The organism is Streptococcus halitosis, assembly GCF_003143695.2.
GTDB classification, from domain to species: Bacteria; Bacillota; Bacilli; order Lactobacillales; family Streptococcaceae; genus Streptococcus; species Streptococcus halitosis.
Window position 1 is genome coordinate 1 of sequence record NZ_QEMY02000003.1, and the last position, 23,798, is coordinate 23,798.

Consider the following 23,798-nt stretch of genomic DNA (forward strand, 5'->3'; position numbering starts at 1 on the left):
TTCTTTCACATTACCGTCTTGGTCTGTCAAAGTGAACTCAAATTCATCAGCTTTCAACTCACGTCCTGTCAACTTCTTAGTCACTTCAAGAGCTGCTTTTGCTTTTGAAGTTCCATAGCTGTTATTGAATTCTTTGTCCGCTGGGTAAGTCACATTCGCATGAAGTTTTCCTTCGCCATCATCTGTAACTTCTACTGTGACTTTAACTTCAAGATTATCGTAAGTCACACCATCAACAGTCTTACCAGCGTTTGTTTCAACAATGGTATAGTTGTATGTACCAGCTTTAGTATATTCGATTGGAGCGAATGTTACTTTACCATCAGCAGTGTTCTTCACTTTTTGAAGTTCTGAACCATCTGCATCATTCTTCAAGACAAACTCAAATTCATCAGCTTTCAACTCACGGCCAGTCAACTTCTTAGTCACTTCAAGAGAAGCTGAAGTTTTTTCAGCAGCGTAAGTGTTTTCAAAAGTCTTATCATCACCTTCGTAAGACACAGCTGCAGTCAATTTCCCTTCAGAGTCTGCTGTTACAGTGACTGTAACGCCAACAGGGTTAGCATCATAAGTAACACCTTTTTCTGTTTTATTGGCTTTTTTCTCAACGATGTGATAGTTGTATGTACCAGCTTTATCAAATGTCAATTCAGAAAAATTGATATTCCCATCTGCATCATTTGTTACAGTTTCAACAACTTTATCTGTCTTGTCATCAAACAAGTCAAATTCAAACTCGCCAGCTTTCATCGCACGACCAGTCAATTTTTTAATTGCTTGGATCTGAGCTTTTGTGTTGTTGCGTTTGTTTGTGACTGTTTTGATAACACCTTCTTGACCAACAGTTACTTTGATTGGAGTAGAATCCAATTGGTAACCTTTAGGAGCTTCAACTTCAGTGATGGTGAATTCACCCTTTTTAACGTCTTCATCAGTGTAGATTTTAGACTGGGCAACACCACTAGCGTCTGTTGTTACTATTTCTTCTTTAGCTGTAGTTGCACCTTCTGGAGGAGTGATTTTAAATTTAGCTCCTGCAAGACGGTCAAGTGATTTTTCATCTACTTTATACAGCGTAATACGGTAACCAGTTTTCAGTTGGATAGTACCACCTGATGTAACTGTTGAGTTACCAATAACTTTTGTAATAGTTTCAGTACGATCATCGCTCACTGGAAGAACTTTATCATCAGCTGTGATTTCAGCATTGTTTTGAACTTTTGTTCCGTCAGCTGGCGCTGTTGTGTTATAGACGATACGGAATGCTGCTGCTTTACCGTTTGTAGCACGGATAGCTTTAGCATTATTAAAGGTAATAGTGAACTCAGTGTAAGAATCATTCCACTTGATTTCGTAGTCTTTACCTGCTTCAAGAGTTACATCGTCAACTAAAGCGTATACCTTGTTGTAGTAACCAGCAGTAACCACGATTGATTCAGGGATGATTTGCATTGGAGAGTAGTCTTTGTCAACCCAGTCGCGAACTACAATCTTGTTGTACTCAGCTTGTTTAGGGTTTACACGAAGATTCCACTTGTGAACATAATCTCCTGATTTTCCAAGGAGAGCTGATTCCCATTTTTCTTTATTGATAGTACCATTAACTTTGCTAATGTTTGTTTTACCAATACCCTTAGAATAGTCCTGTTCTCCACCTTTTTTGAACTTCATCTTAAAATTGACATCATCTTTTGTTTCTGTCTTATCAAGTTGAATTGATTCTTCTTCTGTTTCTTTCTTAGAGCTGAAAGCTACGTAGAAGGTACCTGAAACACCACGAACATCTGTACCACCTTTTTTCTTAAGGTACTCAGCAAGGTTTTTCAAAGTAATGGTAACTTTACCACCTTGGTTGTCACCATTATAAACAGCTGTTGCATCACCTACAGCAGTATCAGTCTCTTTATCTTTGAGTTCAAAGGTTTCAGCACGAACAGATAATGGAGCTGGAATAGTGAATGTAAAGGTATCACCATCCTGCAGTTTTCCATCATAAGCGCTCAAATCAAAATCAGCAGCAAACTTATAGTTTTCGTAAGATTGATTTTGTGGTGATAGGTTGTAAACTCCTTTAGCATCTGGTGTCACAAACTTACCATTATCAGTCTCCCAAATTCCTACTTTGGTAATGACATTTTTAAGTTCTTGTGCTTGAACTGTATTTGTCAAAGCAGCAGAACCCAATAAAACGAGTAGTGGCGTTAAAATATAGAGCCACAATTTCTTAAATTTCATGACTTTCCTTTCTAAATGATTGAAATTGATGAATAGTGCATCTTCTTCTCCCAGTAGGCAACACCCCTTTCAATCGCATGATTTGTTACACGATAACATACTTGTAACACTTGCTTTGAAAAACAATTACACTATTATAGTATTTAAAATATTTATTCAATTCAATCTTTAGCAGGAGTATCATTACTCTTGGTCAGATGGAAATATAGCAAAATATCGTCCATGACTATTGTACTACATATCGTTGAATATTTTTATTAAAATCTTTTTATCTATCAAGTTATTTATTTACACGATGTCAACTTTTTTGATATATTATTTCATGATACCATATAAAAAGTGACTATCCCAAGAATTGTCTGAAAATACTGATATAATAGGAGTTTTCAAATAGTACTAGCTCCCCGTAATAATCTGTTATTTATAATGAATCTATGATATAATAGTCTTATAAAGGCTTTCGAATAATCATCTATTCAGTTTATTTATGCTAAAAGGAAAACTTGGGGTAATACTAAATCTAGTATTTTTAATATTTATAGATAGGAGGGTAAAGCTATGGCAAATAAAACTAGAGAGTTAATCTTAGGTGCTTTTATCACTCTTGCAAGGAGAAACCCTCAGCGGACTTCTTTTACCATGACTGAGATTGCTGCAGAAGCTGGTATTTCCCGCCAAGCGATTTATCAAAAGCACTTTAATAACTTCGAAGATATTATCGATTATATCCACAAGGAGACTGATCAACAGATCTTTAATAATTTTAACAACTACTGTCCTGAACGAGATGGCAATCCCATCACTTTCTTAGCAGACCACATTCTCCCTCTCATCTATGAAAAGCGAGAAGTCGTCGGTACCTTGTACAATTCTCAAGCCACCACTTGTTGGAGGGAGTTTCTACGTGAGAAATATTCTCAGTGGGTACTAAAAAATGTTAACTACCAGCTGAAATATAATTTTAGTGAAGAGGACATGGCCTATATCATTACGGCCATGGCGATTTCATTCATTGAAGTGTGGATTCGTAAGGATAATCCAACACCACCCGAAGAATTTAGAGAGACTTTTATTCAATTGGCTAAGACTTCTCTCTGTGACTATATTGTGTCATAAAAAAAAGAATCTTGAGTTCCACTCAAGATTCTTTTTATTGTCCACCTTTAAAGGCATCAACCATTATCTGAAATTCTTCATTTGTAAGAGTAATTCCCTTGCCCATTTTAGTATGATCCGGACTCCAAGCGCGAATGTCAAACTTTGCAGGGGCTCCATTAAAGCTGACGCGGTTGATTTCCTTGGTCCATCCTTTTTCATTTTCGGACAAGGTCAGTAAGTGTTCTTCGATTTCAAATGTAAATTCTACCATTTTGTTCTCCTTTTTAGTTTTCATTAGATTATTCGAAAAATCTTGTAGTTTTTAAAAAAATTTTATATAATGTGGATATGTAAGAAGGGAGGATTCTATGAGACAGGCATTCCAACTAGTTCTAGATAAACTACATAGTTTTCTCAATGGGAATGATGATCATCCTCAAATCGAGGACAACTCCCTCACCGCTATGATTGAACAAGCCATCCAGAAAAAGACGACGGCTGTTCATATCATACTTGCTGAGACAAGTTTTACGGGTGATATTGTCAAACACGACGCCAATCGCCAACAAATTATCGTCAAGAATTTTTCAAAAAACGTGACCCGAATCATTCGTATCAGTGATATTAAACGACTTCGTTTTGTTCCCTCAACCGTACAAAAAGCTCAGAAAAGTCTATTTAAGAAAGAGTGAGATGTTCTTTGCATCCCACTCTTTTTCTTAACGGATTTGTTCAAAATGAAGGTGAACGGCGATATGGTCGCCATAACCACTTCTCTCCAAATCGCGTTGCAAGCGATAAGAGATATAGTGTTCTGCGATTGTGATGTAGCCAGCTCCAAGTAAGCGGTGCTCAACCATTGATTGGATCATGCTGATAGTCGCACGTTCCACTTTTGCTTCTTCCAAGTCCAAAACGACTTTTTTAGTAACTTGTGCAAGGTTTTGACGCAAATCATCTGTCAAAACATAAACGGTTTGAGCTGCTTTTAGGACAGCTTGGTAAATTTTATCTGGATCAAATTCAGCAATTTCTCCATTACGTTTGATTACTTGCATAAGGTTCTCCTTTATTCTTTGTTTTCTTTGATTTCAGCCAGCATTTTTTCTTCTTCGGCTGTTAGTTGATAGTTTTCTAGCAAGTCAGGTCTGCGCTCGTAGGTTTTCTTTAGGCTCTCATACAGTCGCCACTGACGAATCTTTTCATGGTGTCCACTCATGAGCACATCTGGAACCACCATGCCACGATAGTCATAAGGACGTGTGTACTGAGGATATTCGAGGAGTCCCGAAGAAAAACTGTCATCTTGGTGGCTAGACTCCTTGCCAATCACTTCAGGAATCAGGCGAACGGTCGCATCGATCATGGTCATGGCCGCCAATTCTCCTCCAGTCAAGACATAATCTCCTAGGGAAATTTCATCGGTTACTAAGGTCTTGATGCGTTCGTCATACCCTTCATAGTGACCACAAATAAAGATCAGTTCCTCTTCCTGAGCCAAATCCTCAGCGTAAGCTTGATCGAACTGTTTTCCAGCAGGATCAAGAAGAATGACGCGGGGATTTTTCTTTTCAATGGCATCAAAGGCATCGAAAATGGGTTGAGCACGGAGCAACATCCCCTGACCGCCTCCGTAAGGTTCATCGTCCACGTGACGGGCTTTTTCAGCGTATTCTCTGAAATTATGGTAGTGGATATCCAAGAGCCCTTTTTCTCGAGCCTTTCCAACAATCGAGTGCTCCAACGGAGAAAACATCTCAGGAAAGAGGGTTAAAATATCAATCTTCATCGTCTAACCCTTCTAAGATTTCCACTTCGACCCGCTTGTTTGGAATATCAACATTGAGAACTACTGGCGGAATGTAAGGTAAAAGCAAATCTCGCTTGCCTTTTCGCTTGACCACCCAGACATCGTTGGCTCCCGGTTGTAGGATTTCCTTGATAGTTCCTATCAAGTTATCACCCTCGTAAACATCCAAACCGATAATCTCGTGATAATAGAATTCTCCATCTTCTAAATCATTCAAATCTTCCTCAGCGACCTTGAGACTATAACCCTTGTACTTTTCAATCGCATTGATATGGTACATATCTTTGAATTTGATAATGTCAAAGTTCTTCTGCTTACGATGGCTAGCGATTATTACTGTTTGGACAAACTGATCTTTTTCATCAAATAAAGCCAGCTCTGCTCCTTTTTTAAACCGTTCTTCTGAAAAATCCGTCACAGACAAGACACGCATCTCACCCTGCAGACCCTGCGTATTAACGATTTTCCCAACATTAAAGTAGTTCATCTTGTCTCCTGTATCTATTTATACCCTTTATTTTATCACGTTCCAGGGATTTTCACAAGTTGAAGAAAGAGGACATCAACTCTCCTTCCCATTCAAAAATCCTTCCAAATCTCTTTCATGTTGATATTTAATGGCAGCCTTCTTATCTTTGTCAAAAATAGTTTTAGTTAGGTCAATGTCATTGATGGCCGCTATTGCGACGGTGTAATGAATGATATCAGCCAGTTCTTTGGCAAGTTCCTCGTTTGAGTCCTGAACGCCCTCTTTTCGACCAGAGCGCCCATTCAAGACCTCAGCTACTTCTCCGACTTCCTCCACTAACTTGATAAAGAGGCCTTCCTCAGTTCGAGATTGCTGGTAATGTTCGAGTAAGTAGTCTTGTATTTGTCTAAAGGTTAAATCCTTCATCTTCTCCTCCTCACAAAAAAGCGAGACATCCGTCCCGCTTTTTTTATTTTTCATCGATAACGATTCTTACTTTTTTGTCTTCAGTTGGGACAGAGTAGACAATCGTTCTTATCGCTGAGATAGTGCGACCCTTACGACCGATAACACGACCGACATCGCTTTGGTCAAGATCCAAGTGATACTCCAAAAACTCTGGTGTGTCTTCAATCTTGATAGTTAAGGCATCTGGTTGTGAAATCAAAGGTTTCACAATCGCAATAATGAGATTTTCAATCGTATCCATCTGTCAACCTACTTTAAACTTATTTTGAGAATTTAGAATCGTGGAATTTTTTCAATACGCCTTCTTTTGAAAGGATGTTGCGAACTGTATCTGAAGGTTGAGCTCCATCAGCCAACCATGCAAGAACGCGGTCTTCTTTCAAAGTCACTTGGTTTTCAGCAACAAGTGGGTTATAAGTTCCAACTGTTTCGATGAAACGTCCGTCACGTGGTGAACGTGAGTCTGCTACGTTGATACGGTAGAAAGGTTTTTTCTTAGAACCCATACGAGTCAAACGGATTTTAACTGCCATTTTTTAATGTCTCTTTTCTTATTTTTTATTTCGGTGAAATAGCTAAGCTATTTAGCACATGTTCTATTATAGCAGATTTTTGACAGGTGTCAAGAAAAAAACTTGACAGACTATAAAATTTTTAAACCATTTAGAAATTTGTTATATTTTTAAAGAAAAATCAGAAAGAGAATGTCATAAATACTATTTTAGAAACATTTTATAAAGACCATCAAGTCAAACCCTTCATCTCTCCTGAACGTGATTTGGATGCTTGGCTCCTAAATTCCAAGCCTGTTCCCAAGCGAAATATCAAGGATTTTAAGAACGATATCTACTAATTAATTTATAAAATATGAATTAATAGATTCTAAATAGGGAAATAATTTAGTTCTGTAAAAATTAACTTCTACACCTACAAAGCTTATTCTGACAGACTTTATAACAGTCTAAGAAAAAAAGTAGATATTCATACAATATCTAGATTTTTCAAAAATTCTTTATCATCAAATATTATTAACGAAACTATCCAAACCAAATCCGATGCATTGCTTCAAAGAATTCTTTAGTTGTTTGACTATCAAAGGCTTTTATTAAAAAATTTTTTCAAATAATTGCCACCTTGGCACATAAATTCTTGCTTTCCAAATTTAAATGTGATATATTTATAACATAAAGATTGTTAAATATTTCTAACATAAGGAAAGGAGTCTATCATGAAAAAAAGTCAAAAAACGGGTGGCCTCATTACAATGATTTCCGCAGCTCTCTTTATTGATTTTACTGTTTTATTTGGTTCTAATCTTAGTTGGGGACCCAAGTTAATTATTGCTGGTATTTCAGTGTTAGGTCAGATTGTAGCTATTTGGGGCTGGCTACATATGAAACCATGGCCTCATAAGAGTCAGAAAGGTAAAGGAAAGACTATTTTTGACTTGTCTGCTAAGCTTTACACGATACTTTTGTTTGCAGCAAGCATTTTTTATACAGTAGGGATTTGGGTTGCGACCCCAAGCGAAAGTTCTGGTATTAAAGAATGGATTTTGGGAATTGGCCTCGTTATTGAAGTGATTGTATTTGGTTTTTTCTGTTTGAAAAATGTCAAGGAAACTCCGGACGAACGCTTTTATGCTAATTTAGCCAAGGCAGCTAGCTTGATGTTTGTTTTTATACTAGGCGCACTGATGATCCTAGCAGTTATCATTGGGTATATGGGGTCTCTCACTCTTTACATGGGCCAGATCTTTATTAGCATAGCTGTCTTGATTTGCATCTTTGCGGTTGTCTATCTTATCTTAGAACGGATAGGATAAGCATGACCAAAGAAAGCAAGATTATTACTAATCTCAAATCTGTTCGTGAGTCCACAGGCATGACCCAGCAGGAGTTAGCCGACCTCATTGGCATGCGACGCGAGACAATTCTGCACTTGGAAAATAATCGTTACAATCCTTCGCTGGAAATGGCTCTTAAAATTGCTCAAGTTTTTAATCTGAAAGTAGAAGACCTCTTTGAACTCAGACAGAAAGAGGAAGCATAATTCTTTTCGAGACCTAGTATTAAGTTCATTGATTAATTAGGAATTGAAGCCGAAAGAAAAAATCCGTTTAAAATGTGCTCTTTTAAAGCATAGTAATTCTTTCGAATTAACGTTTACTAATTGTGATTCTTTACGAGCTTTCTTAAGAACTAGTTTTCTAAATACTTCAAGTAGACTTATAGCATTGATGCCCCAAAAAATTTAGAAATACCTGTTGAAAAAGGCTATGCTCTTGTCGAAACTGTCTTTGACTCGCTTGATCATCTAAATACCACTATGAAAGAGAATATCCTCAAAAGTAAGGAGAGTTACAGTACTTTCTAAGATGAAGGCTCCAGATTTGGACCAATCCCTTCGTGACAACTTTTCAGGAGAAGAATTAGCAAGTTACTTTTCAATTCGTGGTTACAAATTGACTCCAAAGGGAGAGCAGATACTGGAACAGTACCAGGACATTATCGACCGTCATCCAAAGAAAAATCTCTAAGCAAGCGACTTTCTGGTCGGCTTCCTCTTAAACTACCTTGTCACTAATATTTGAAATCCCCTTACTTTTAAGGTACAATGATAGAAATGAATTTTTGAGAGGAAAACAATGAAAAAACTAGCAACCCTTCTTTTACTATCAACTATAGCCCTTGCTGGATGTACTAGTATCCAACGTGGTCTCCGTGGCGATGACTATGTTGACTCTAGTATCTCAGCTGAAGAAAGTTCTAAAGCAGCTGCTCAGGCTGCCAAAGATTTGAATGACGCTTTAACCAATGAAAATGCCAACTTCCCTCAACTTTCTAAGGAAGTTGCTGAAGATGAAGCCGAGGTCATTTTACATACAAATCAAGGCGATATCCGCATCAAACTCTTTCCAAAACTAGCACCTCTTGCGGTTGAAAACTTCCTTACTCACGCCAAAGAAGGCTACTATAACGGCATCACCTTCCACCGTGTCATCGATGGCTTTATGGTCCAAACTGGAGATCCTAAGGGAGATGGTACAGGTGGTCAATCCATCTGGCATGATAAGGATAAAACGAAGGACAAGGGAACTGGTTTCAAAAATGAAATCTCTCCTTACCTATACAATATTCGAGGAGCTCTTGCTATGGCTAATACTGGTCAACCAAACACCAATGGTAGCCAGTTCTTCATCAACCAAAACTCTACAGATACCTCTGCTAAACTCCCTACAAGCAAGTATCCAAAGAAGATCATCGAAGCCTATAAAGAGGGTGGAAATCCTAGTCTAGATGGTAAACACCCAGTATTTGGTCAAGTGATTGACGGTATGGATGTTGTGGATAAGATTGCTAAGGCTGAAAAAGATGAAAAAGACAAACCAACTACTGCTATCACTATCGATAGTATCGAAGTGGTAAAAGATTACGATTTTAAATCCTAAATAACCTAAAAAATACAGTATTCGCATTCGATACTGTATTTCTTTTTTTCTCATTTTTAAGTTAGCTTGTTAAAGTCCCAGATTTGGTCCATCCAACCTTCATAAAAGTCTGGTTCGTGGCAAACCATAAGAATGCTTCCTTTGTATTCTTTAAGCGCCCGTTTGAGTTCTTCCTTAGCATCCACATCTAGGTGGTTGGTCGGCTCATCCAGCACTAAAACGTTGTTTTCACGGTTCATCAAGAGACAGAAGCGTACCTTGGCTTGTTCTCCACCTGATAAGACCTGAATCTGGCTTTCGATATGCTTAGTTGTCAAACCACAACGAGCAAGGGCCGCACGGACTTCTGCTTGGTTAAGTGCAGGAAAAGCATTCCAAACAGCTTCAAGAGGTGTTTGACGATTGCCACCTTCTACTTCTTGCTCAAAATAACCAAGTTCTAGGTAGTCGCCACGTTCGACTTCTCCAGCGATTGGTGGGATAATGCCCAAGAGAGACTTCAGGAGAGTTGTTTTCCCGATACCATTGGCTCCAATTATTGCAACCTTTTGATTGCGTTCAAAGGTAAGATTTAAGGGTTTGGTCAGAGGACGGTCATAACCAATCTGCAAGTCCTTGGCTTGGAAGATAAAACGCCCTGGCGTACGAGCTGGTTTGAAATCAAAGGATGGCTTTGGTTTCTCGCTTTGGAGTTGAATGATATCCATCTTGTCGAGTTTCTTTTGACGGGACATGGCCATGTTTCGTGTTGCAACACGCGCTTTGTTTCGAGCGACAAAGTCCTTGAGGTCCGCTATCTCTTTCTGCTGACGTTCGTAAGCCGCCTCTAGCTGAGATTTCTTCATGGCATAGACTTCTTGGAACTGGTAGTAGTCACCAGAGTAACGTGTCAACTGTTGATTTTCCACATGATAAACGATATTGATCACGTCGTTGAGGAAAGGAATATCATGCGAAATAAGGACAAAAGCATTCTCATAGTTTTGGAGATAACGCTTGAGCCAGTCAATGTGTTCGGCATCCAGATAGTTGGTTGGCTCGTCCAGCAACAAGATATCAGGCTTTTCAAGGAGAAGTTTAGCCAAGAGTACCTTGGTTCTTTGTCCACCTGACAAGGCTGTTACGTCTGTATCTATACCATAGTCCATGACACCGAGGGCACGCGCCACTTCATCAATCTTAGCATCCAAAGTATAGAAATCTCGACTCTCCAAACGGTCTTGGAGTTCGCCAACTTCTTCCATCAGTGCATCAATATCCGCTCCGTCCTCTGCCATTTCCATATAGAGCTCATTGATACGAGTTTCTGCTTTAAATAGCTCATCAAAGGCTGTACGCAAGACATCACGCACAGTTTGACCTTCCTTTAGCACAGCATGCTGATCCAGATAGCCAGCAGTCACATACTTAGACCACTCCACCTTTCCTTCGTCAGGTAACATCTTACCAGTCACGATACTCATAAAGGTTGATTTTCCTTCACCATTGGCACCGACTAAGCCGATATGTTCTCCCTTGAGGAGACGGAAGGAGACATCTTCAAAAATTGCACGATCACCAAAACCGTGACTCAAATTTTTAACTTCTAAAATACTCATTCTAATTCCTTATCTTGTTTTTATGCAGTCCTTTATAGAGGAGCCAAGCCAAATAGCCTCCCAAGGTATTGGTCCACAAATCATCAATCTCAAAGACGCGATTAAAGTCGAAGAAAAAATCTAAAACTAGTTGCGTACACTCAATTCCTAGACTTAGTAAAAAACTGAACAAAATCACTTTCTTAGTATTTCTTAGACCAGGCATAAGATAGAGAAGTTGGAAAATCAGCGGGAAAAGCAAGAAGACATTTAAAATATTCTGCAAAAAGATCCAAAGGACTTGTCCCAAACTAGTCACTTCACCCAGATTCCAAAGGGAGTTTAAGGGAGTTAAAAGAAAAACCAGGCGTCCAAAAGTTTGAATACCTGGAGTTTCCACTCCTGTAGGAAGTTGAGGCTGGGGAGTGAAGCAAAAACAGACAATGCATAGGCTGTAAACAGCCACTCCCAATCTTAAGATTAATTCTCTTTTTTTAGTCATTTTATGGATTTACCGCTGCGACTGCCTTCTGGCGGTCACGTTTCATTGTATTGGAGCGTAATTGTCCACAAGCTGCATCAATATCTGTACCATGCTCTTGACGAACAACACAGTTGACCCCTTTTTTCTTGAGGGTATCGTAGAAGGCCATCACGCGCTCTTTAGGACTACGGCTATATTGGTCATGTTCACTAACTGGGTTATAGGGAATCAAGTTGACATATGACAATTTCTTGATGTTTTTGAGCAATTCAGCCAATTCCAAGGCTTGTTCTACACCATCGTTGACTTCATTGAGCATGATGTATTCAAAAGTTACACGACGATTGGTTGTTTCGATATAGTACTCAATAGCTGCAAAGAGCTTTTCAATCGGAAAGGCACGGTTGATCTTCATGATGCTTGAACGCAATTCATTGTTTGGTGCGTGAAGAGAAACAGCCAGATTGACCTGTACGCCTTCATTAGCAAAGTCACGAATTCTATGGGCCAAACCTGAGGTTGAAACCGTGATGTGACGAGCACCGATTGCCATCCCCTTGTCATCATTGATGGTACGGACAAAATTCAAAACATTGTTGTAGTTATCAAATGGTTCACCAATTCCCATGACAACGATATGGCTGACACGTTCGTCCTGACCACGCTCATCAAAGTATTTCTGAACCAGCATAATCTGCGCTACGATTTCCCCGTTATTAAGATCACGTTGCTTTTTAATCAAGCCTGACGCACAGAAGGTACAACCGATATTACAACCGACCTGAGTGGTCACACAGACTGACAAACCGTAGTGTTGACGCATGAGTACTGTCTCAATCAACATGCCATCTGGCAACTCGAAAAGATACTTAACAGTACCGTCAGCTGACTCTTGTACAATCCGTTGTTTCAAAGGATTTACCACAAACTGGTCATTGAGCTTAGCAATCAAATCCTTGGAAAGGTTGGTCATTTCTTCAAATGACTGGACACGTTTACGGTAAAGCCATTCCCAGATTTGATCTGCTCGGAATTTCTTTTCTCCTTGTTCTAATACCCATTCTTGCATGGTTTGACGTGTTAAACTATAAATAGACGGTTTCATCTCTTCTCCTTATTCTCTATCTATTTCTGACGAATGACAAAATGGCGCTGTCCCTTGTCCTCTTTCTGAGACTTTTGGTCCTTATGACGACGTCTATTTCGCTTATCGGCATTTGGTTTTCTCTTATTTTGCGAAGGTTTCTTGCCTCTTCTAGGAAGGTTTTCCTCCTCTTTTTTACGCATTTTTTTGTCAAATGAAGCCCGTTTCGGTGCTTGATTTTCTAGAACAAAATAGGCACAACCATAACTACAGTACTCTAAAAGATAGTCCTGTAAGCGACTGATCTTTTCAATTTTTTCCTCTGTTCGATCGTCTTTGTAAAAACCACGTAGGCGGAGCTGTTCATTACTCCAGTCCCCCACGACATAATCAAATTTGGTCAACACTTCTGAGAAGCGTTGATTAAAGACTGTCACATCGAAAGCATCCTTGATATTTTCAACCAAGGTAAAAGCAATTCCTTCAGTCTCAACCTTATCCCCATTTACATGAAATTCTGGGCCAGGAAACTTGTTATAGTTGTATAATTCAGGTGCAATTTCTTTACGCATAGTCTTCCTTTTCCACGATTACTTAACACTCTATTTTACCATAATTTCTAGCAGTTAGCACGTTTCTCATAAAAATGAAAAAAGTCTGACGATTTTGTCAGACTTCTGCTTTATAACTTTAAAAAGAGAAGAACAATTCTTCCCTCCATATTTTATTATTTAGCTGCTGCGTAAAGCTCGTCTACCTTGTTCCAGTTAATTACTGAGAAGAAAGCTTTGATGTAGTCAGGACGCACGTTGCGGTATTTCACGTAGTAAGCATGTTCCCAAACGTCCAAGCCCAAGATTGGTTTTTTACCTTCTGAGATTGGTGTGTCTTGGTTTGCTGTTGAAGTCACTTCAAGCTTCCCTTCTTTGTTAACAACCAACCATGCCCATCCAGAACCGAAGCGAGTTGTAGCTGCTGCTGTAAAGGCTGCTTGGAACTCTTCAAATGAACCAAATGTTGCATCGATTGCTGCTGCAAGTTCTGCTGATGGAGCTGTTTTCTCAGGAGTCATCAATTCCCAGAAAAGAGCGTGGTTCAAGTGTCCACCACCATTGTTGATAAGTGCTTGACGGATATCAGCTGGGATAGAATCTACATCAGCAAGCAAAGCTTCAAGGTCTTCACCAATTTCAGGGTGTTTTTCAAGAGCTGCATTTGCATTGTTGACATAAGTTTGGTGGTGTTTGTCATGGTGCAAGTGCATTGTTTCTGCATCGATGTATGGTTCCAAAGCGTCATATGCGTATGGAAGGTCTGGTAAGATAATAGCCATCTGTAATACCTCTTTTTCTTTCTATATGAAAATGATAACGCAATCATCCTCTTTTTTCAAGTTTTTTGCTCAATTTGCCTCTGCCGCGATCTGCAAAAGTGCCTTTTCAAACAGGTACCCCTTTTCATAGACACCTGTCTTAATCTGGTAGTCTGTTTCAATCAAATAAGAAATCGCTCGCTTGAGAAAGGAAATGGAAATCCCTCTCGAATCTCTCAATGCAAACTTGATTTGATAAGGATTAGGATTGCGCCCCAAGTAAGTTCCCAGACTGCTTGCAATCTGCGATTCCGTCTGACCAGTCTCTGATAAAATCTTCACTTGGGTAAAGGTTCGAAACTGTCCTAACATGACAGCTATGAGCTTGATCTCATCCTCCCCTTGCAACGTCAAATCTCTAACCAAGTCACGGGCCTGGTCGATCTTTTTGCCCAAGATAAGCTGAGTCAAATCAAAAATATTGTCCTGCAAAGTCTTTGGAATAGCCTCGACAATATCCTTCTCCTCTATCATGCCATCTGACTTATAAGACTGTAAAAAGAGGAGATTTTTCTGGATTTCGCTAAACTGAAAACCAGACTTGATGAGTAGATTTTCAAAAGACTTTTCCGCAAACTGCAAACCTTGTTTTTGGCTCCATTTTTGGAAATATTGGCGGAGTTCTTGTTCCTTGGGTTCAATAGCATCAAAAACAGTCGCATCTCGTTTGAGCAATTTGACCAACCGTCTTTTACTATCCAACTTTCCTTCCGCAAAAATCAACAACTTGGTTGTTGGCGAAGGGTTATCAAGGTATGCCTCAAATGACTTGAGCTCATCATCTGTTAAAAAACGTTTCTTGGCTGTTGTGATATCGACAAAATGGTCTAATATCACGATTTTCTCATCCGCAAAGAAAGGGAGACTGACCAACTCCAACTCTAAGTCTTTATAAGCCACTTCTTTCATATCAAAGTAAGCAAAATTGAGATCAGCTGGATCATAACCAATCTGCTTCAACACTTGACTCTTCATAACTTCAAACTGACCCTGGTCTGTCCCTGTAAATAGATTCAAGCTAGATAGATTTGATAACGTCAACTTCTGACTGTCTTCAATGGCTAGCATCTTCTCTCCTTTCTTCTGATTTTTCGATTTAATTTAGTCAATATAGCGCAATTTCCCACGGAAATCTTCTAGTCTCTCGTACCCTTTTTCCTCCATAATAGCTTTCAGTTCATTGGTAATGCGTTCAAAAGCACCTACGCCTTCTTTGTGAAGAGTAGTTCCTACTTGCACCATACTCGCACCGCAGAGGATATGTTCAAAGGCATCACGACCCGTAAGAACGCCACCCGTTCCGATGATTTGGATTTGGGGATTTAAACGTTGGTAAAAGGCGTGCACATTCGCTAGAGCAGTCGGTTTGATATACTCTCCACCAATGCCTCCAAAACCGTTTTTAGGGCGAATAACGACAGACTCATCTTCGATATAGAGACCATTCCCGATAGAGTTAACACAGTTAACAAATTTGAGTGGATACATGTTAAAAATAGCTGCCGCTTGGTCAAAGTGGACAATATCAAAATATGGTGGCAACTTGATTCCAAGAGGTTTGGTAAAGTAGGCAAATACCTCTGACAAGATACGGTCTGTTGTTTCAAAATCATAGGCAATCTGAGGTTTTCCTGGAACGTTTGGACAAGAGAGATTAAGCTCTGTCAGTCCTTTGAATTCACTCTCTTGAACTTTTTTCAAGATGGCATGTGTTTCTTCTGGAGACATGCCAACTAAAGATAGGAAGAAAGTTCGGTTTGGCTCTTTTTCCTGCAAGTCCAAAAGATAGTCCAGATAGTAGTCTAAGCCATTATTTGGTAAGCCCATGGAGTTGATAGAACCAAGTGGAACATCCTGATAACGTGGTTCAGGATTCCCCTGACGAAAGTCCAAGGTCGCTGTCTTTGTGACAAAGGTTCCCGCCGCTGAGTTTTTGACTCCTTCAAGCTCTTCTATCGTCATACAAGCCACACCTGCTGCATTCATCAAGCAATTATCAAACTCAAAGCCAGCTATTTGTGTTTTCGTTGATACCATGATTCTGATCCTCCAGATTCCTTTTATTTCTAATATTATACCATACTTTAAGATTTTCTCTTTGAGAAACTAATTTCTATATAAAACGTTCGGTTTTGTAAATTGAAAGAATTTTTAGAAAATTTCTGTTTTTTTCTTTACACTCAAAAAAAATTCTGCTATAATGGCTCATGTAATAAAATATAACAACAAAAAGGAGAACGATATGACATCTGCTAAAGACTATATCCAAAGCGTGTTTGCAACTGTGAAAGCTCGTAACGGGCATGAGGCTGAATTTCTCCAGGCGGTTGAAGAATTCTTCAGCACTTTGGAACCTGTATTTGAAAAACATCCTGAGTATATCGAAGAAAACATCTTGGCACGTATCACTGAGCCTGAGCGCGTGATTTCTTTCCGTGTTCCTTGGGTGGACCGTGAGGGAAAAGTCCAAGTCAACCGTGGTTACCGTGTTCAATTCAACTCAGCTGTTGGACCATATAAAGGCGGACTTCGTTTCCACCCAACTGTAAACCAAGGGATCTTGAAATTCCTTGGCTTCGAACAAATCTTTAAAAACGTTTTGACTGGACTTCCAATCGGTGGAGGTAAAGGTGGATCAGACTTCGATCCTAAAGGGAAGACTGATGCTGAAGTGATGCGCTTCTGCCAAAGCTTCATGACTGAATTGCAAAAATACATCGGACCATCTCTTGATGTACCTGCTGGTGATATCGGTGTTGGAGGACGTGAAATTGGTTACCTTTACGGACAATACAAACGTCTTAACCAATTTGATGCGGGTGTCTTGACTGGTAAACCTCTTGGATTTGGTGGTAGCTTGATTCGTCCAGAAGCAACTGGTTATGGTTTGGTTTACTATACTGAAGAAATGCTCAAAGCTAATGGTAACAGTTTTGCTGGTAAGAAAGTGGTTATTTCAGGTTCTGGTAACGTAGCTCAATATGCTCTTCAAAAAGCAACTGAACTCGGCGCTACTGTTATCTCTGTATCTGACTCAAACGGTTATGTCATCGACGAAAACGGAATTGACTTTGATCTTTTGGTTGATGTTAAAGAAAAACGCCGTGCTCGTTTGACTGAGTATGCAGCTGAGAAAGCAACTGCTACTTACCATGAAGGTTCTGTATGGACTTACGCTGGAAACTACGACATCGCTCTTCCATGTGCGACTCAAAACGAAATCAACGACGACGCAGCTAAACGTTTGGTTGCTCAAGGCGTTATCTGTGTATCTGAAGGTGCTAACATGCCTAGTGACCTTGATGCGATTAAAGTCTACAAAGAAAACGGAATCCTTTACGGACCTGCCAAAGCTGCTAACGCTGGTGGTGTAGCTGTATCAGCGCTTGAAATGAGCCAAAACAGCCTTCGCCTTTCATGGACCCGTGAAGAAGTTGATGGACGCCTCAAAGACATCATGACAAACATCTTCAATACAGCTAAAACAACTGCTGAAACATACGGACTTGGTACCGACTACCTTGCAGGAGCAAATATCGCTGCCTTCGAAAACGTAGCAAACGCTATGATTGCACAAGGTATTGTTTAATTAGTCGATACATCCTATCGGAGGACAAATGATGAACTTACGGCCAATGGAAGTAAGAGATAATCTAGCTGTAGCACAACTCATTCGAGCTAGTCTTGAAGAATTCGGGCTTGACAAACCTGGAACAGTCTACTTTGATTCTCATCTAGATCATTTGGCCGACTACTATCAACAGCAAGAGAGAGCAGCTTACTTTATTCTGGAAGATGAAGGTCAGCTGGTTGGTTGCGGTGGCTTTGCACCTGTGTCTGATAAGATTGCTGAATTACAAAAACTGTATGTCACTAAAAATAGCCGTGGCAAAGGTTATTCCAGCAGGTTGATAAAGCGGATATTCCATGAAGCCCGCCTAGCAGGTTATGAACAACTTTATCTAGAAACCTCTACTGAACTGGCTACGGCTGTGGTAATCTATCAGCACTATGGTTTTACAGCATTGCAACAACCACTTTCTAACGCTGCCGGCCACCCAGCTATGAATATCTGGATGATAAAATCCCTCTTATCAGATGAATAGATGTTAGTATACTATGGTCGACTCGAGGACATCAGTATCAAGCTCCTCAAGACAGCTAAAACAACTTTTAAAAATGTAGCCAATGCTATGATAGTAAAGGTATTGTTTCAGCACTATCACACTAGAAGAAATCCGACTGCTTATAAAAGCAGTCGGATTTTTATATATCTAATTTTTCAAAAAATTTGCCTGCAGACTGCTCTTCTTTTAGCTTCTCCAGCAGCTCGTTCTCCAGAAAAGGACTTAGTTCGTCAAAATCTTGGCAAACCTTAAAAACCGTCTCTCTATCCATCTGACCATAAGCTAATTCATAATAGTCCTTATGATGATACCAGTTCTGGTCATAGTTGGTATCTGTCCGTTGATAGTAAACAATGTTTTGCTTCGGTGTCAGGTAAAGCTTCTGTGTTAGAATGCTTTTCTGATCTTTGGACAGCTTGCTACGACTGAAAATCTTAACACCTTGAAAAATCTTGCGCTCATGGATACCCTGATTTGCGACTTTTAATTCAACTCTTTTATAGTGCATATAGTCACCTCCAAAAATTACCTACATTATATCAAACTCTGGCAGATTTGCAAGCAAAAGTGTCATTTCCAAAAGTCTTTCGTCGCCTCTAGAATCTCTTCCGTTGATGTCACAGTAGCCTCAATAATGCTCTTGCCAGTCTTTTTCAGATAAGCTTGTATCAGATGATAACCATAAGCATAGCCCGCAGCATAAGGCATTCCAACTGGTATCTGACCCTGTATCTTAGCTATTTCATCACCGTAGAGATATGGTGCCATTTCCGCCATCCCTGTTAGCTGAAGCTGACTTGAGATGATGGGCTTAATCTCTTCTAACTGCTCTGGACTGGTTGAAGTAACCCAAGATCCGATTAGATCTTTGCCATAAAGCTCAGCTGCAAAAGACTCTGCCAATCCCTCACTGACTACCCAGTCTGCTAATGTCGTCTGCTGATTCCATTTGACAAATTGGAAACGGACATTGTGATTACACTCATGGGCCAACGCAGCCTGCACACGTGGTAAAGTATAGTCATTTGGTAGCAGACTAAGCATGAGGTAGCCTGGGATTCCGCCATCTCCGCTATAACCCTTATTGAGCTGTAGCATAGGCTTTTCTGGATTGCCCAATAAAATAGTAAAATGGTAATCCTCAACATCTAAGTCATAGCCAGCCTGTTCAAAAAGGCCAATACTTCTTTTAATGGTATCCTGGCAGTCTTGCCAGAGTTGATCAGAGCTCAGGGCATCAATAGCCGGTCTATCCTTTCCCGAGAGAGTTGCGGGCAACAGATTCATAAAGCCAAGTAGGAATAGAGCATCAAATCCTCCAGGGTACTTTGCTTTTAAAGGAATGTGTTGCGTTTGGTATTTGGTTGCAAAAGGTGCTAATATTTTAGCTCGAAAGCAACCTTCTCTTTTTTCTAAAGGAAGCTCGAGCATCTCTTGGTAAACTTTATCTGAACGAATCATATTGATTTGCATGGTAATCTCCTTTCTTATCTATTATTAGTATAATCCCTTACCTAAGATCAGAGTCAAGAAGAAAATTGAAATATCTATTAAAATTTCATTGAAATTACCTCAAACCGTTCGAAAATTACCTTCAATAAAGTTCTTTAATACTGAGATTATAATATCCGGAGTATCAATAAATTAAAAACTTACTTTTCTACTGTTCATAGGAATGATGATACTAGAAAAAAATAAATCCTGAAGGGTAAAAACTTGTATCATTTTTTATGGAAAGCCTATTATTCAAAACTTGTTTGTCTCCTAGATAAACTATATAATTAGTTCGCCCCTTTTTTGCCCCTTCTTGAACCAAAAGAAAAAACCGCTACTCCTAAGAATAGCGGTTTAATCATGTTTTTAAGCTACTAATGTAGTTGCTCTATTATTTAAGAGTAACAATTTGCAAATCCTATTTTCTCCCAGTATTAGTGGGTTAATTCCTCAATTTTCAACTCTGGCAGGAATTTGGTAGGTAAATTGATAATCCAAGATTATCTAAACTGTTTGTAATCTCTTCTGAAATTGTTGAATCACCTGAATAATACCAGTGACTATATGTATTCAACGTGGTTGACTTATCAGCATGTCCTAATCGATATGAAACATATAAGGTATCCTTATGTAATACATTTATAAGGTAGGAGGCATGACTATGTCTTAAACCTTTCCCCGTAATTTCTGGTACACCAGTAATCTTAGCATGCCTTTTTATTATCCTAGAAATTGTAGACTTACACAAGGGGGCACCAAAACGTGATATTACATAATCTTTATCATCATTCTTGATTTGAACTTCTCGCCATTTTTTAAGTATTGTAATCGTAAAATCATCTAAATCAATTTTACGATTCCCTGCTACTGTCTTTGTTTGTTGTTTAGCATACCATACACCGTTTTTATCTTTCTCAATTGTCGAATGAACATGAATCCATTTACGTTCAAAATCAATATCTTCCCATTTAAGAGCAATACCCTCACTAACTCTTAAACCAGTCATAAAATATAACCAGATCGTCATGTAATTATGGAGTCCCTCATACTCACTAATATCAAAAGAGTTTATTACCTTCTTAAATTCATCAAATGTCCAAAATTTTGTATCAGGGTGCTTTCCTCTAGGATTATCTAATCCTTTAAAAGGAACTCTATCAATATAACCCAATCTTTCTGCATATCCCAGACATGCTTTAAATCTAGACCACATATTTTTAGCATAATTACTAGAATACTTGTCTATAATAGCTAAGCGAAATCTTTCACAGTCAATAGTACTAATATCTGATAATTTTTTACTACCAAATTGCTTAATAAATAACTGATGATGTGGTAAAGCGGTCTGATAAGTTACAAATTGAACTTTTTGTTGATAATATTTTAAATAAATCTCTTCCATAAACTCTCTAAAAGTTAGAAAACTATTATTAATAGTAGAGTTCACAAATTCATGTTTTAAACGAAGTATCTCTTCATATGCTTCCTTAAAAGAATTAAACGGTAGTCCCTGTTGATTTTTCCTTCCTTTCTTTTGAATTCTTTTCCCAGTTATTGAATCAACTCCTAATTCAATTTGAAAATAAATTTTTCCTTTTGAATCTTTGTATACACCTTTATATTTCTTTGTCTTTGATATAACCATTTTTCTCACCTTCTATATCTGAAAAAGAAATACCAATTAAATTTTCTACAATATTTTTAGGAGCAATGCCTAACCTTTTATTATCGAAAGGTGAACATCCTAATTGTACCGCATTCTTATCATTTTTTCTAGCTTCTTCAAACTTTTTTACAGCAATTTTTTTTGCTTGTCTAATAATATTTCTCGATGTGTGCTCTGGAAAACCAATCGCAACTAAATCTTTATAGTTTACTGTTTCCATGATTTTACTACTTCCTTTCTTAGATTTTTTCACCTCCATGGCATGACTGATGAAGTCATCATAAGAATTTCACTTGCTGCTCTTTTACGGTGGCAGCCTGAACGGTCAGAAGTATCATTGTATATCATTTGTATCATGGCATATAAAGTATCGCTCTATTTTATTGATGGTTTTAAAATCGCTCTTGTCATGGCGAGCCATTCAAATCTGCTCCACAAATGAGGAAAGTACCATTTTGGACTATTCAATTGTCAAAGAACAAATAAAAAATCTCCTCATTTTCACACTCTATGAAATTGAGGAGATTATTTTCTAAAGCGAATTTTATCAGGAAAATCTGTCAATCCCAATAGATAGTCTGTACTGACATCGTAAAAGTTTGAGAGAGTTACCAATACATCTGCCGTCAAGGCATGCTCACCCCGTTCAATTTTAGCATAAGCTGAGTTTGTAAACGAAAGTATTTTAGCTATTTGTTTTTGGGTCAAATCGTGATCTTCCCTCAAATCTCTCAAACGTCTGTACATCTAGCTTTCTCCTGAGAAAAGTATAATATATAAAACTAAGAAATCTTTCAAAGTGTCCAAACTGGACATTTTGAACTAAAATTAATTTATTAAACACTTCTCATAAGCATATCTATTAACCGTCTGAGAGCAAAGATTTTATCAACTATTTAAAATTACTGACTTTCAAAAATTAGTCTTATTGTAAAATAAAGTGAAACACAAAAGACATGTTTGTCTAATATATTATAGTCTCAAAAATATTACAAAATTATAGGAAAATGTTCACAAATCAATCATACAAGCACTTCTCTGAAGCTGAACAATACTAAATTTTAGTTTTATTTAAACAAAGGAAAAAACTGCTTATACTGCTCGTCGTTAGGATAGAAAACGTTCTATTTTTACTTGTAAAACTAATCTAGATTCTGTAACACCGGTGAAACAAATCAATGATAGAAGATCTACTGATAACAGTATTATGCAAATCTAATCTAGAATTTTCATTATCATTCTATAGAAGCTAGCTATTACTTGTAACTAAATAAGATTTAGCCTGACTTTCTGACAGAGTTCACATAAGTGAAGAAAAAAACCAAGGGGATATAGTATGAAAACTTTTATTCACACTTATAAATTCCAACATTTTAATTCAGTTGTTTCTTAAATCAAGATGATTTATGACTATATGCATCAAGAAAAGTTTATTAAATTACCTAGTGTTGTACAACTTTTTAATAAATCTACCAAGACTATATCTCCTAAAAACAACTAGGTGATACAAATTTATGATGGAGTAGAATAAATTAATAATTGGATACGTTTCTGATATTGTGAACTAGAATCTGTTATTGCTTAAAATATGGGTCAGTAAACCTTCTATTCTGATCTCAGTAGAGTGACAAACTTGCTATGCTATCTCAAGGAAACTCTTAGATAAGAAGGTAGAATATGTCAATCAAGATGTATCATAACGCAAGATCAGAAACAGGGATCTTTATGTTATTAACATGTATAACATAAACCATACTTTTCCTCCTTCTTATTCTTGATTGAAGTATTAGAGGAGAATCGGAGGTGCACGCTTTTTCATAAAAACTCTCAATTTTTTGTCTTCATTATTAAGAGTGAAAAATCAGGTTATTTTACCGCCGGTTTTTAGAAAAGATGGTCTTAATATCACGTTAACTAAGGAACTCTATGACTAGACTAAAATATTATAATCTAACAGTACAATCGAGTAATGACTTGGACAATAGCTTGTTGTATCATTCTATCCATAACCGTTGGGATACCTAGCTGACGAACTCCGCCGTTAGCTTTGGGAATTTCAACTCGTAAAACTGGCTGAGGCTTGTACTTCCTCTGCTTTATGAGTTCTTTAGTTGAACGCCAGTGTTTGCGGAGATAGTCATCTATTTCGTCAATGGTTACGCCGTCAATTCCTGCTGAACCTTTGTTAGCTCTAACTTGATTGTAAGCATCCAACATATTTGAACGAGATAGGATATTATCTAGTAACTGTGACATGTGTGTATTCCTTTCTTGTTTAGGTGTCTGTAGGATATCTTATATTGGCGAACTTTCTTCTAGTCAATACGTGACCGCCTCCAGTTCTATCAGACCGTTCTTTTACAGACACAAGTGAAGTAGGTATACTTCGGTTCGACAGCCTGTATTTCCAGTGTCAAACTTTCAACAGTCACTCCCCTGACTGTTGAAATATTCAGTCCTTCG

Annotated in this window: 28 protein-coding genes and 1 pseudogene; 8 read left to right on the forward strand and 21 right to left on the reverse strand. The window is 38.3% G+C overall.

What is annotated here, in order from left to right; translation table 11 throughout:
• Positions 1-2,235 (reverse strand): Spy0128 family protein (locus DB729_RS07265; RefSeq protein WP_244201075.1); only part of this gene is annotated, 2,235 nt, incomplete at its 3' end.
• Positions 2,236-2,793: 558 nt separating this feature from the next.
• Here DB729_RS07265 and DB729_RS07270 point away from each other — a divergent pair.
• On the forward strand, positions 2,794-3,351 hold the full coding sequence (locus tag DB729_RS07270) for a TetR/AcrR family transcriptional regulator (RefSeq protein ID WP_002878417.1): 558 nt from the start codon (positions 2,794-2,796) through the stop codon (positions 3,349-3,351).
• A gap of 34 nt (positions 3,352-3,385) precedes the next feature.
• On the opposite strand, the gene DB729_RS07275 is transcribed toward DB729_RS07270, so the two are convergent.
• Positions 3,386-3,604 (reverse strand): YdbC family protein, encoded by a 219-nt coding sequence (locus DB729_RS07275; protein ID WP_165442246.1) that lies wholly within the window; start codon positions 3,602-3,604, stop codon positions 3,386-3,388.
• 97 nt (positions 3,605-3,701) lie between these two features.
• Here DB729_RS07275 and DB729_RS07280 point away from each other — a divergent pair, with 97 nt between their 5' ends.
• Positions 3,702-4,025, forward strand: a complete 324-nt coding sequence (locus DB729_RS07280) for a hypothetical protein (protein WP_033585751.1) — start codon at positions 3,702-3,704, stop codon at positions 4,023-4,025.
• Between the two features lie 27 nt (positions 4,026-4,052).
• On the opposite strand, the gene DB729_RS07285 is transcribed toward DB729_RS07280, so the two are convergent.
• The 6 genes from DB729_RS07285 to rpsP all read right to left on the reverse strand — a co-directional run bounded on the left by DB729_RS07285 (position 4,053) and on the right by rpsP (position 6,613).
• The gene (locus DB729_RS07285; RefSeq protein WP_001196045.1) at positions 4,053-4,391 is read right to left on the reverse strand and encodes an ATP cone domain-containing protein; all 339 of its coding nucleotides are present in this window, start codon (positions 4,389-4,391) and stop codon (positions 4,053-4,055) included.
• 11 nt (positions 4,392-4,402) lie between these two features.
• Positions 4,403-5,122 carry a tRNA (guanosine(37)-N1)-methyltransferase TrmD gene (trmD, locus tag DB729_RS07290; RefSeq protein ID WP_109289521.1) on the reverse strand — a complete coding sequence of 240 codons (720 nt, stop codon included), beginning with the start codon at positions 5,120-5,122 and terminating at the stop codon, positions 4,403-4,405.
• Positions 5,112-5,630 (reverse strand): ribosome maturation factor RimM, encoded by a 519-nt coding sequence (rimM, locus tag DB729_RS07295; protein WP_109289520.1) that lies wholly within the window; start codon positions 5,628-5,630, stop codon positions 5,112-5,114. The genes trmD and rimM overlap by 11 nt, the downstream gene beginning before the upstream one ends.
• Positions 5,631-5,705: 75 nt before the next feature.
• The gene (locus DB729_RS07300) at positions 5,706-6,038 is read right to left on the reverse strand and encodes a MazG nucleotide pyrophosphohydrolase domain-containing protein (RefSeq protein ID WP_109289526.1); all 333 of its coding nucleotides are present in this window, start codon (positions 6,036-6,038) and stop codon (positions 5,706-5,708) included.
• A gap of 43 nt (positions 6,039-6,081) precedes the next feature.
• On the reverse strand, positions 6,082-6,321 hold the full coding sequence (gene kphA, locus DB729_RS07305) for an RNA-binding protein KphA (protein ID WP_000379617.1): 240 nt from the start codon (positions 6,319-6,321) through the stop codon (positions 6,082-6,084).
• Positions 6,322-6,340: 19 nt separating this feature from the next.
• Positions 6,341-6,613 carry a 30S ribosomal protein S16 gene (gene rpsP, locus DB729_RS07310; protein WP_000268760.1) on the reverse strand — a complete coding sequence of 91 codons (273 nt, stop codon included), beginning with the start codon at positions 6,611-6,613 and terminating at the stop codon, positions 6,341-6,343.
• A gap of 695 nt (positions 6,614-7,308) precedes the next feature.
• On the opposite strand from rpsP, the gene DB729_RS07315 reads away from it, so the two are divergent.
• The 4 genes from DB729_RS07315 to DB729_RS07330 all read left to right on the forward strand — a co-directional run bounded on the left by DB729_RS07315 (position 7,309) and on the right by DB729_RS07330 (position 9,531).
• Positions 7,309-7,905 (forward strand): membrane protein, encoded by a 597-nt coding sequence (locus DB729_RS07315; RefSeq protein WP_000749563.1) that lies wholly within the window; start codon positions 7,309-7,311, stop codon positions 7,903-7,905.
• Positions 7,906-7,907: 2 nt separating this feature from the next.
• On the forward strand, positions 7,908-8,132 hold the full coding sequence (locus DB729_RS07320) for a helix-turn-helix transcriptional regulator (protein ID WP_000159796.1): 225 nt from the start codon (positions 7,908-7,910) through the stop codon (positions 8,130-8,132).
• Between the two features lie 325 nt (positions 8,133-8,457).
• Positions 8,458-8,619 carry a hypothetical protein gene (locus tag DB729_RS07325; RefSeq protein WP_002883133.1) on the forward strand — a complete coding sequence of 54 codons (162 nt, stop codon included), beginning with the start codon at positions 8,458-8,460 and terminating at the stop codon, positions 8,617-8,619.
• Between the two features lie 108 nt (positions 8,620-8,727).
• Positions 8,728-9,531 (forward strand): peptidylprolyl isomerase, encoded by an 804-nt coding sequence (locus tag DB729_RS07330; protein ID WP_109289519.1) that lies wholly within the window; start codon positions 8,728-8,730, stop codon positions 9,529-9,531.
• Between the two features lie 56 nt (positions 9,532-9,587).
• On the opposite strand, the gene DB729_RS07335 is transcribed toward DB729_RS07330, so the two are convergent.
• From DB729_RS07335 to DB729_RS07365, 7 genes are all read right to left on the reverse strand, one after another.
• The gene (locus DB729_RS07335; protein ID WP_084880811.1) at positions 9,588-11,129 is read right to left on the reverse strand and encodes an ABC-F family ATP-binding cassette domain-containing protein; all 1,542 of its coding nucleotides are present in this window, start codon (positions 11,127-11,129) and stop codon (positions 9,588-9,590) included.
• A gap of 1 nt (position 11,130) precedes the next feature.
• Positions 11,131-11,610, reverse strand: coding sequence for a VanZ family protein (locus DB729_RS07340; protein ID WP_000163106.1), 480 nt, complete (start codon positions 11,608-11,610; stop codon positions 11,131-11,133).
• A gap of 1 nt (position 11,611) precedes the next feature.
• Entirely contained in the window at positions 11,612-12,697 is a 1,086-nt protein-coding gene (rlmN, locus tag DB729_RS07345; protein WP_109289518.1) for a dual-specificity RNA methyltransferase RlmN, read from the reverse strand.
• Between the two features lie 20 nt (positions 12,698-12,717).
• Positions 12,718-13,248, reverse strand: a complete 531-nt coding sequence (locus DB729_RS07350; RefSeq protein WP_001224366.1) for a YutD family protein — start codon at positions 13,246-13,248, stop codon at positions 12,718-12,720.
• Positions 13,249-13,403: 155 nt separating this feature from the next.
• Positions 13,404-14,009: a superoxide dismutase SodA gene (gene sodA, locus DB729_RS07355; protein WP_000974728.1), complete on the reverse strand. Its 606-nt coding sequence runs from the start codon at positions 14,007-14,009 to the stop codon at positions 13,404-13,406.
• A gap of 69 nt (positions 14,010-14,078) precedes the next feature.
• Positions 14,079-15,116 carry a DNA polymerase III subunit delta gene (gene holA / locus DB729_RS07360; protein WP_000879620.1) on the reverse strand — a complete coding sequence of 346 codons (1,038 nt, stop codon included), beginning with the start codon at positions 15,114-15,116 and terminating at the stop codon, positions 14,079-14,081.
• Positions 15,117-15,149: 33 nt separating this feature from the next.
• On the reverse strand, positions 15,150-16,085 hold the full coding sequence (locus tag DB729_RS07365; RefSeq protein WP_109289517.1) for a dihydroorotate oxidase: 936 nt from the start codon (positions 16,083-16,085) through the stop codon (positions 15,150-15,152).
• A 205-nt stretch (positions 16,086-16,290) separates the two neighbouring features.
• On the opposite strand from DB729_RS07365, the gene gdhA reads away from it, so the two are divergent.
• Positions 16,291-17,637 carry an NADP-specific glutamate dehydrogenase gene (gene gdhA / locus DB729_RS07370; RefSeq protein ID WP_109289516.1) on the forward strand — a complete coding sequence of 449 codons (1,347 nt, stop codon included), beginning with the start codon at positions 16,291-16,293 and terminating at the stop codon, positions 17,635-17,637.
• A gap of 31 nt (positions 17,638-17,668) precedes the next feature.
• Entirely contained in the window at positions 17,669-18,154 is a 486-nt protein-coding gene (locus tag DB729_RS07375; protein WP_001053559.1) for a GNAT family N-acetyltransferase, read from the forward strand.
• A gap of 160 nt (positions 18,155-18,314) precedes the next feature.
• Here DB729_RS07375 and DB729_RS07380 read toward each other — a convergent pair whose 3' ends face one another.
• From DB729_RS07380 to DB729_RS07410, 6 genes and pseudogenes are all read right to left on the reverse strand, one after another.
• Positions 18,315-18,683 (reverse strand): EXLDI protein, encoded by a 369-nt coding sequence (locus DB729_RS07380; RefSeq protein ID WP_109289515.1) that lies wholly within the window; start codon positions 18,681-18,683, stop codon positions 18,315-18,317.
• Between the two features lie 62 nt (positions 18,684-18,745).
• Positions 18,746-19,648 carry a DUF2268 domain-containing putative Zn-dependent protease gene (locus DB729_RS07385; RefSeq protein WP_109289514.1) on the reverse strand — a complete coding sequence of 301 codons (903 nt, stop codon included), beginning with the start codon at positions 19,646-19,648 and terminating at the stop codon, positions 18,746-18,748.
• Between the two features lie 478 nt (positions 19,649-20,126).
• On the reverse strand, positions 20,127-21,314 hold the full coding sequence (locus tag DB729_RS07390) for a tyrosine-type recombinase/integrase (RefSeq protein WP_109289513.1): 1,188 nt from the start codon (positions 21,312-21,314) through the stop codon (positions 20,127-20,129).
• Positions 21,286-21,555, reverse strand: coding sequence for a DUF3173 family protein (locus tag DB729_RS07395; protein ID WP_000450956.1), 270 nt, complete (start codon positions 21,553-21,555; stop codon positions 21,286-21,288). Before DB729_RS07395 ends, DB729_RS07390 begins: the two co-directional genes overlap by 29 nt.
• 305 nt (positions 21,556-21,860) lie before the next feature.
• A complete protein-coding gene (locus tag DB729_RS07405; protein WP_000286248.1) occupies positions 21,861-22,082 on the reverse strand; it encodes a helix-turn-helix domain-containing protein in 222 nt (73 codons plus the stop codon).
• Positions 22,083-23,300: 1,218 nt separating this feature from the next.
• Positions 23,301-23,591 (reverse strand): annotated as a pseudogene (locus tag DB729_RS07410) (group II intron reverse transcriptase/maturase); the annotation flags it as partial.
• Positions 23,592-23,798: the final 207 nt, after the last annotated feature.

Bases quoted from the DNA above. Each gene is read 5' to 3' on its own strand.
- DB729_RS07270 (WP_002878417.1), top strand. From the start codon at position 2,794: ATGGCAAATAAAACTAGAGAGTTAATCTTAGGTGCTTTTATCACTCTT.
- DB729_RS07275 (WP_165442246.1), bottom strand. From the start codon at position 3,604: ATGGTAGAATTTACATTTGAAATCGAAGAACACTTACTGACCTTGTCC.
- DB729_RS07280 (WP_033585751.1), top strand. From the start codon at position 3,702: ATGAGACAGGCATTCCAACTAGTTCTAGATAAACTACATAGTTTTCTC.
- DB729_RS07285 (WP_001196045.1), bottom strand. From the start codon at position 4,391: ATGCAAGTAATCAAACGTAATGGAGAAATTGCTGAATTTGATCCAGAT.
- trmD (WP_109289521.1), bottom strand. From the start codon at position 5,122: ATGAAGATTGATATTTTAACCCTCTTTCCTGAGATGTTTTCTCCGTTG.
- rimM (WP_109289520.1), bottom strand. From the start codon at position 5,630: ATGAACTACTTTAATGTTGGGAAAATCGTTAATACGCAGGGTCTGCAG.
- DB729_RS07300 (WP_109289526.1), bottom strand. From the start codon at position 6,038: ATGAAGGATTTAACCTTTAGACAAATACAAGACTACTTACTCGAACAT.
- kphA (WP_000379617.1), bottom strand. From the start codon at position 6,321: ATGGATACGATTGAAAATCTCATTATTGCGATTGTGAAACCTTTGATT.
- rpsP (WP_000268760.1), bottom strand. From the start codon at position 6,613: ATGGCAGTTAAAATCCGTTTGACTCGTATGGGTTCTAAGAAAAAACCT.
- DB729_RS07315 (WP_000749563.1), top strand. From the start codon at position 7,309: ATGAAAAAAAGTCAAAAAACGGGTGGCCTCATTACAATGATTTCCGCA.
- DB729_RS07320 (WP_000159796.1), top strand. From the start codon at position 7,908: ATGACCAAAGAAAGCAAGATTATTACTAATCTCAAATCTGTTCGTGAG.
- DB729_RS07325 (WP_002883133.1), top strand. From the start codon at position 8,458: ATGAAGGCTCCAGATTTGGACCAATCCCTTCGTGACAACTTTTCAGGA.
- DB729_RS07330 (WP_109289519.1), top strand. From the start codon at position 8,728: ATGAAAAAACTAGCAACCCTTCTTTTACTATCAACTATAGCCCTTGCT.
- DB729_RS07335 (WP_084880811.1), bottom strand. From the start codon at position 11,129: ATGAGTATTTTAGAAGTTAAAAATTTGAGTCACGGTTTTGGTGATCGT.
- DB729_RS07340 (WP_000163106.1), bottom strand. From the start codon at position 11,610: ATGACTAAAAAAAGAGAATTAATCTTAAGATTGGGAGTGGCTGTTTAC.
- rlmN (WP_109289518.1), bottom strand. From the start codon at position 12,697: ATGAAACCGTCTATTTATAGTTTAACACGTCAAACCATGCAAGAATGG.
- DB729_RS07350 (WP_001224366.1), bottom strand. From the start codon at position 13,248: ATGCGTAAAGAAATTGCACCTGAATTATACAACTATAACAAGTTTCCT.
- sodA (WP_000974728.1), bottom strand. From the start codon at position 14,009: ATGGCTATTATCTTACCAGACCTTCCATACGCATATGACGCTTTGGAA.
- holA (WP_000879620.1), bottom strand. From the start codon at position 15,116: ATGCTAGCCATTGAAGACAGTCAGAAGTTGACGTTATCAAATCTATCT.
- DB729_RS07365 (WP_109289517.1), bottom strand. From the start codon at position 16,085: ATGGTATCAACGAAAACACAAATAGCTGGCTTTGAGTTTGATAATTGC.
- gdhA (WP_109289516.1), top strand. From the start codon at position 16,291: ATGACATCTGCTAAAGACTATATCCAAAGCGTGTTTGCAACTGTGAAA.
- DB729_RS07375 (WP_001053559.1), top strand. From the start codon at position 17,669: ATGAACTTACGGCCAATGGAAGTAAGAGATAATCTAGCTGTAGCACAA.
- DB729_RS07380 (WP_109289515.1), bottom strand. From the start codon at position 18,683: ATGCACTATAAAAGAGTTGAATTAAAAGTCGCAAATCAGGGTATCCAT.
- DB729_RS07385 (WP_109289514.1), bottom strand. From the start codon at position 19,648: ATGCAAATCAATATGATTCGTTCAGATAAAGTTTACCAAGAGATGCTC.
- DB729_RS07390 (WP_109289513.1), bottom strand. From the start codon at position 21,314: ATGGTTATATCAAAGACAAAGAAATATAAAGGTGTATACAAAGATTCA.
- DB729_RS07395 (WP_000450956.1), bottom strand. From the start codon at position 21,555: ATGGAAACAGTAAACTATAAAGATTTAGTTGCGATTGGTTTTCCAGAG.
- DB729_RS07405 (WP_000286248.1), bottom strand. From the start codon at position 22,082: ATGTACAGACGTTTGAGAGATTTGAGGGAAGATCACGATTTGACCCAA.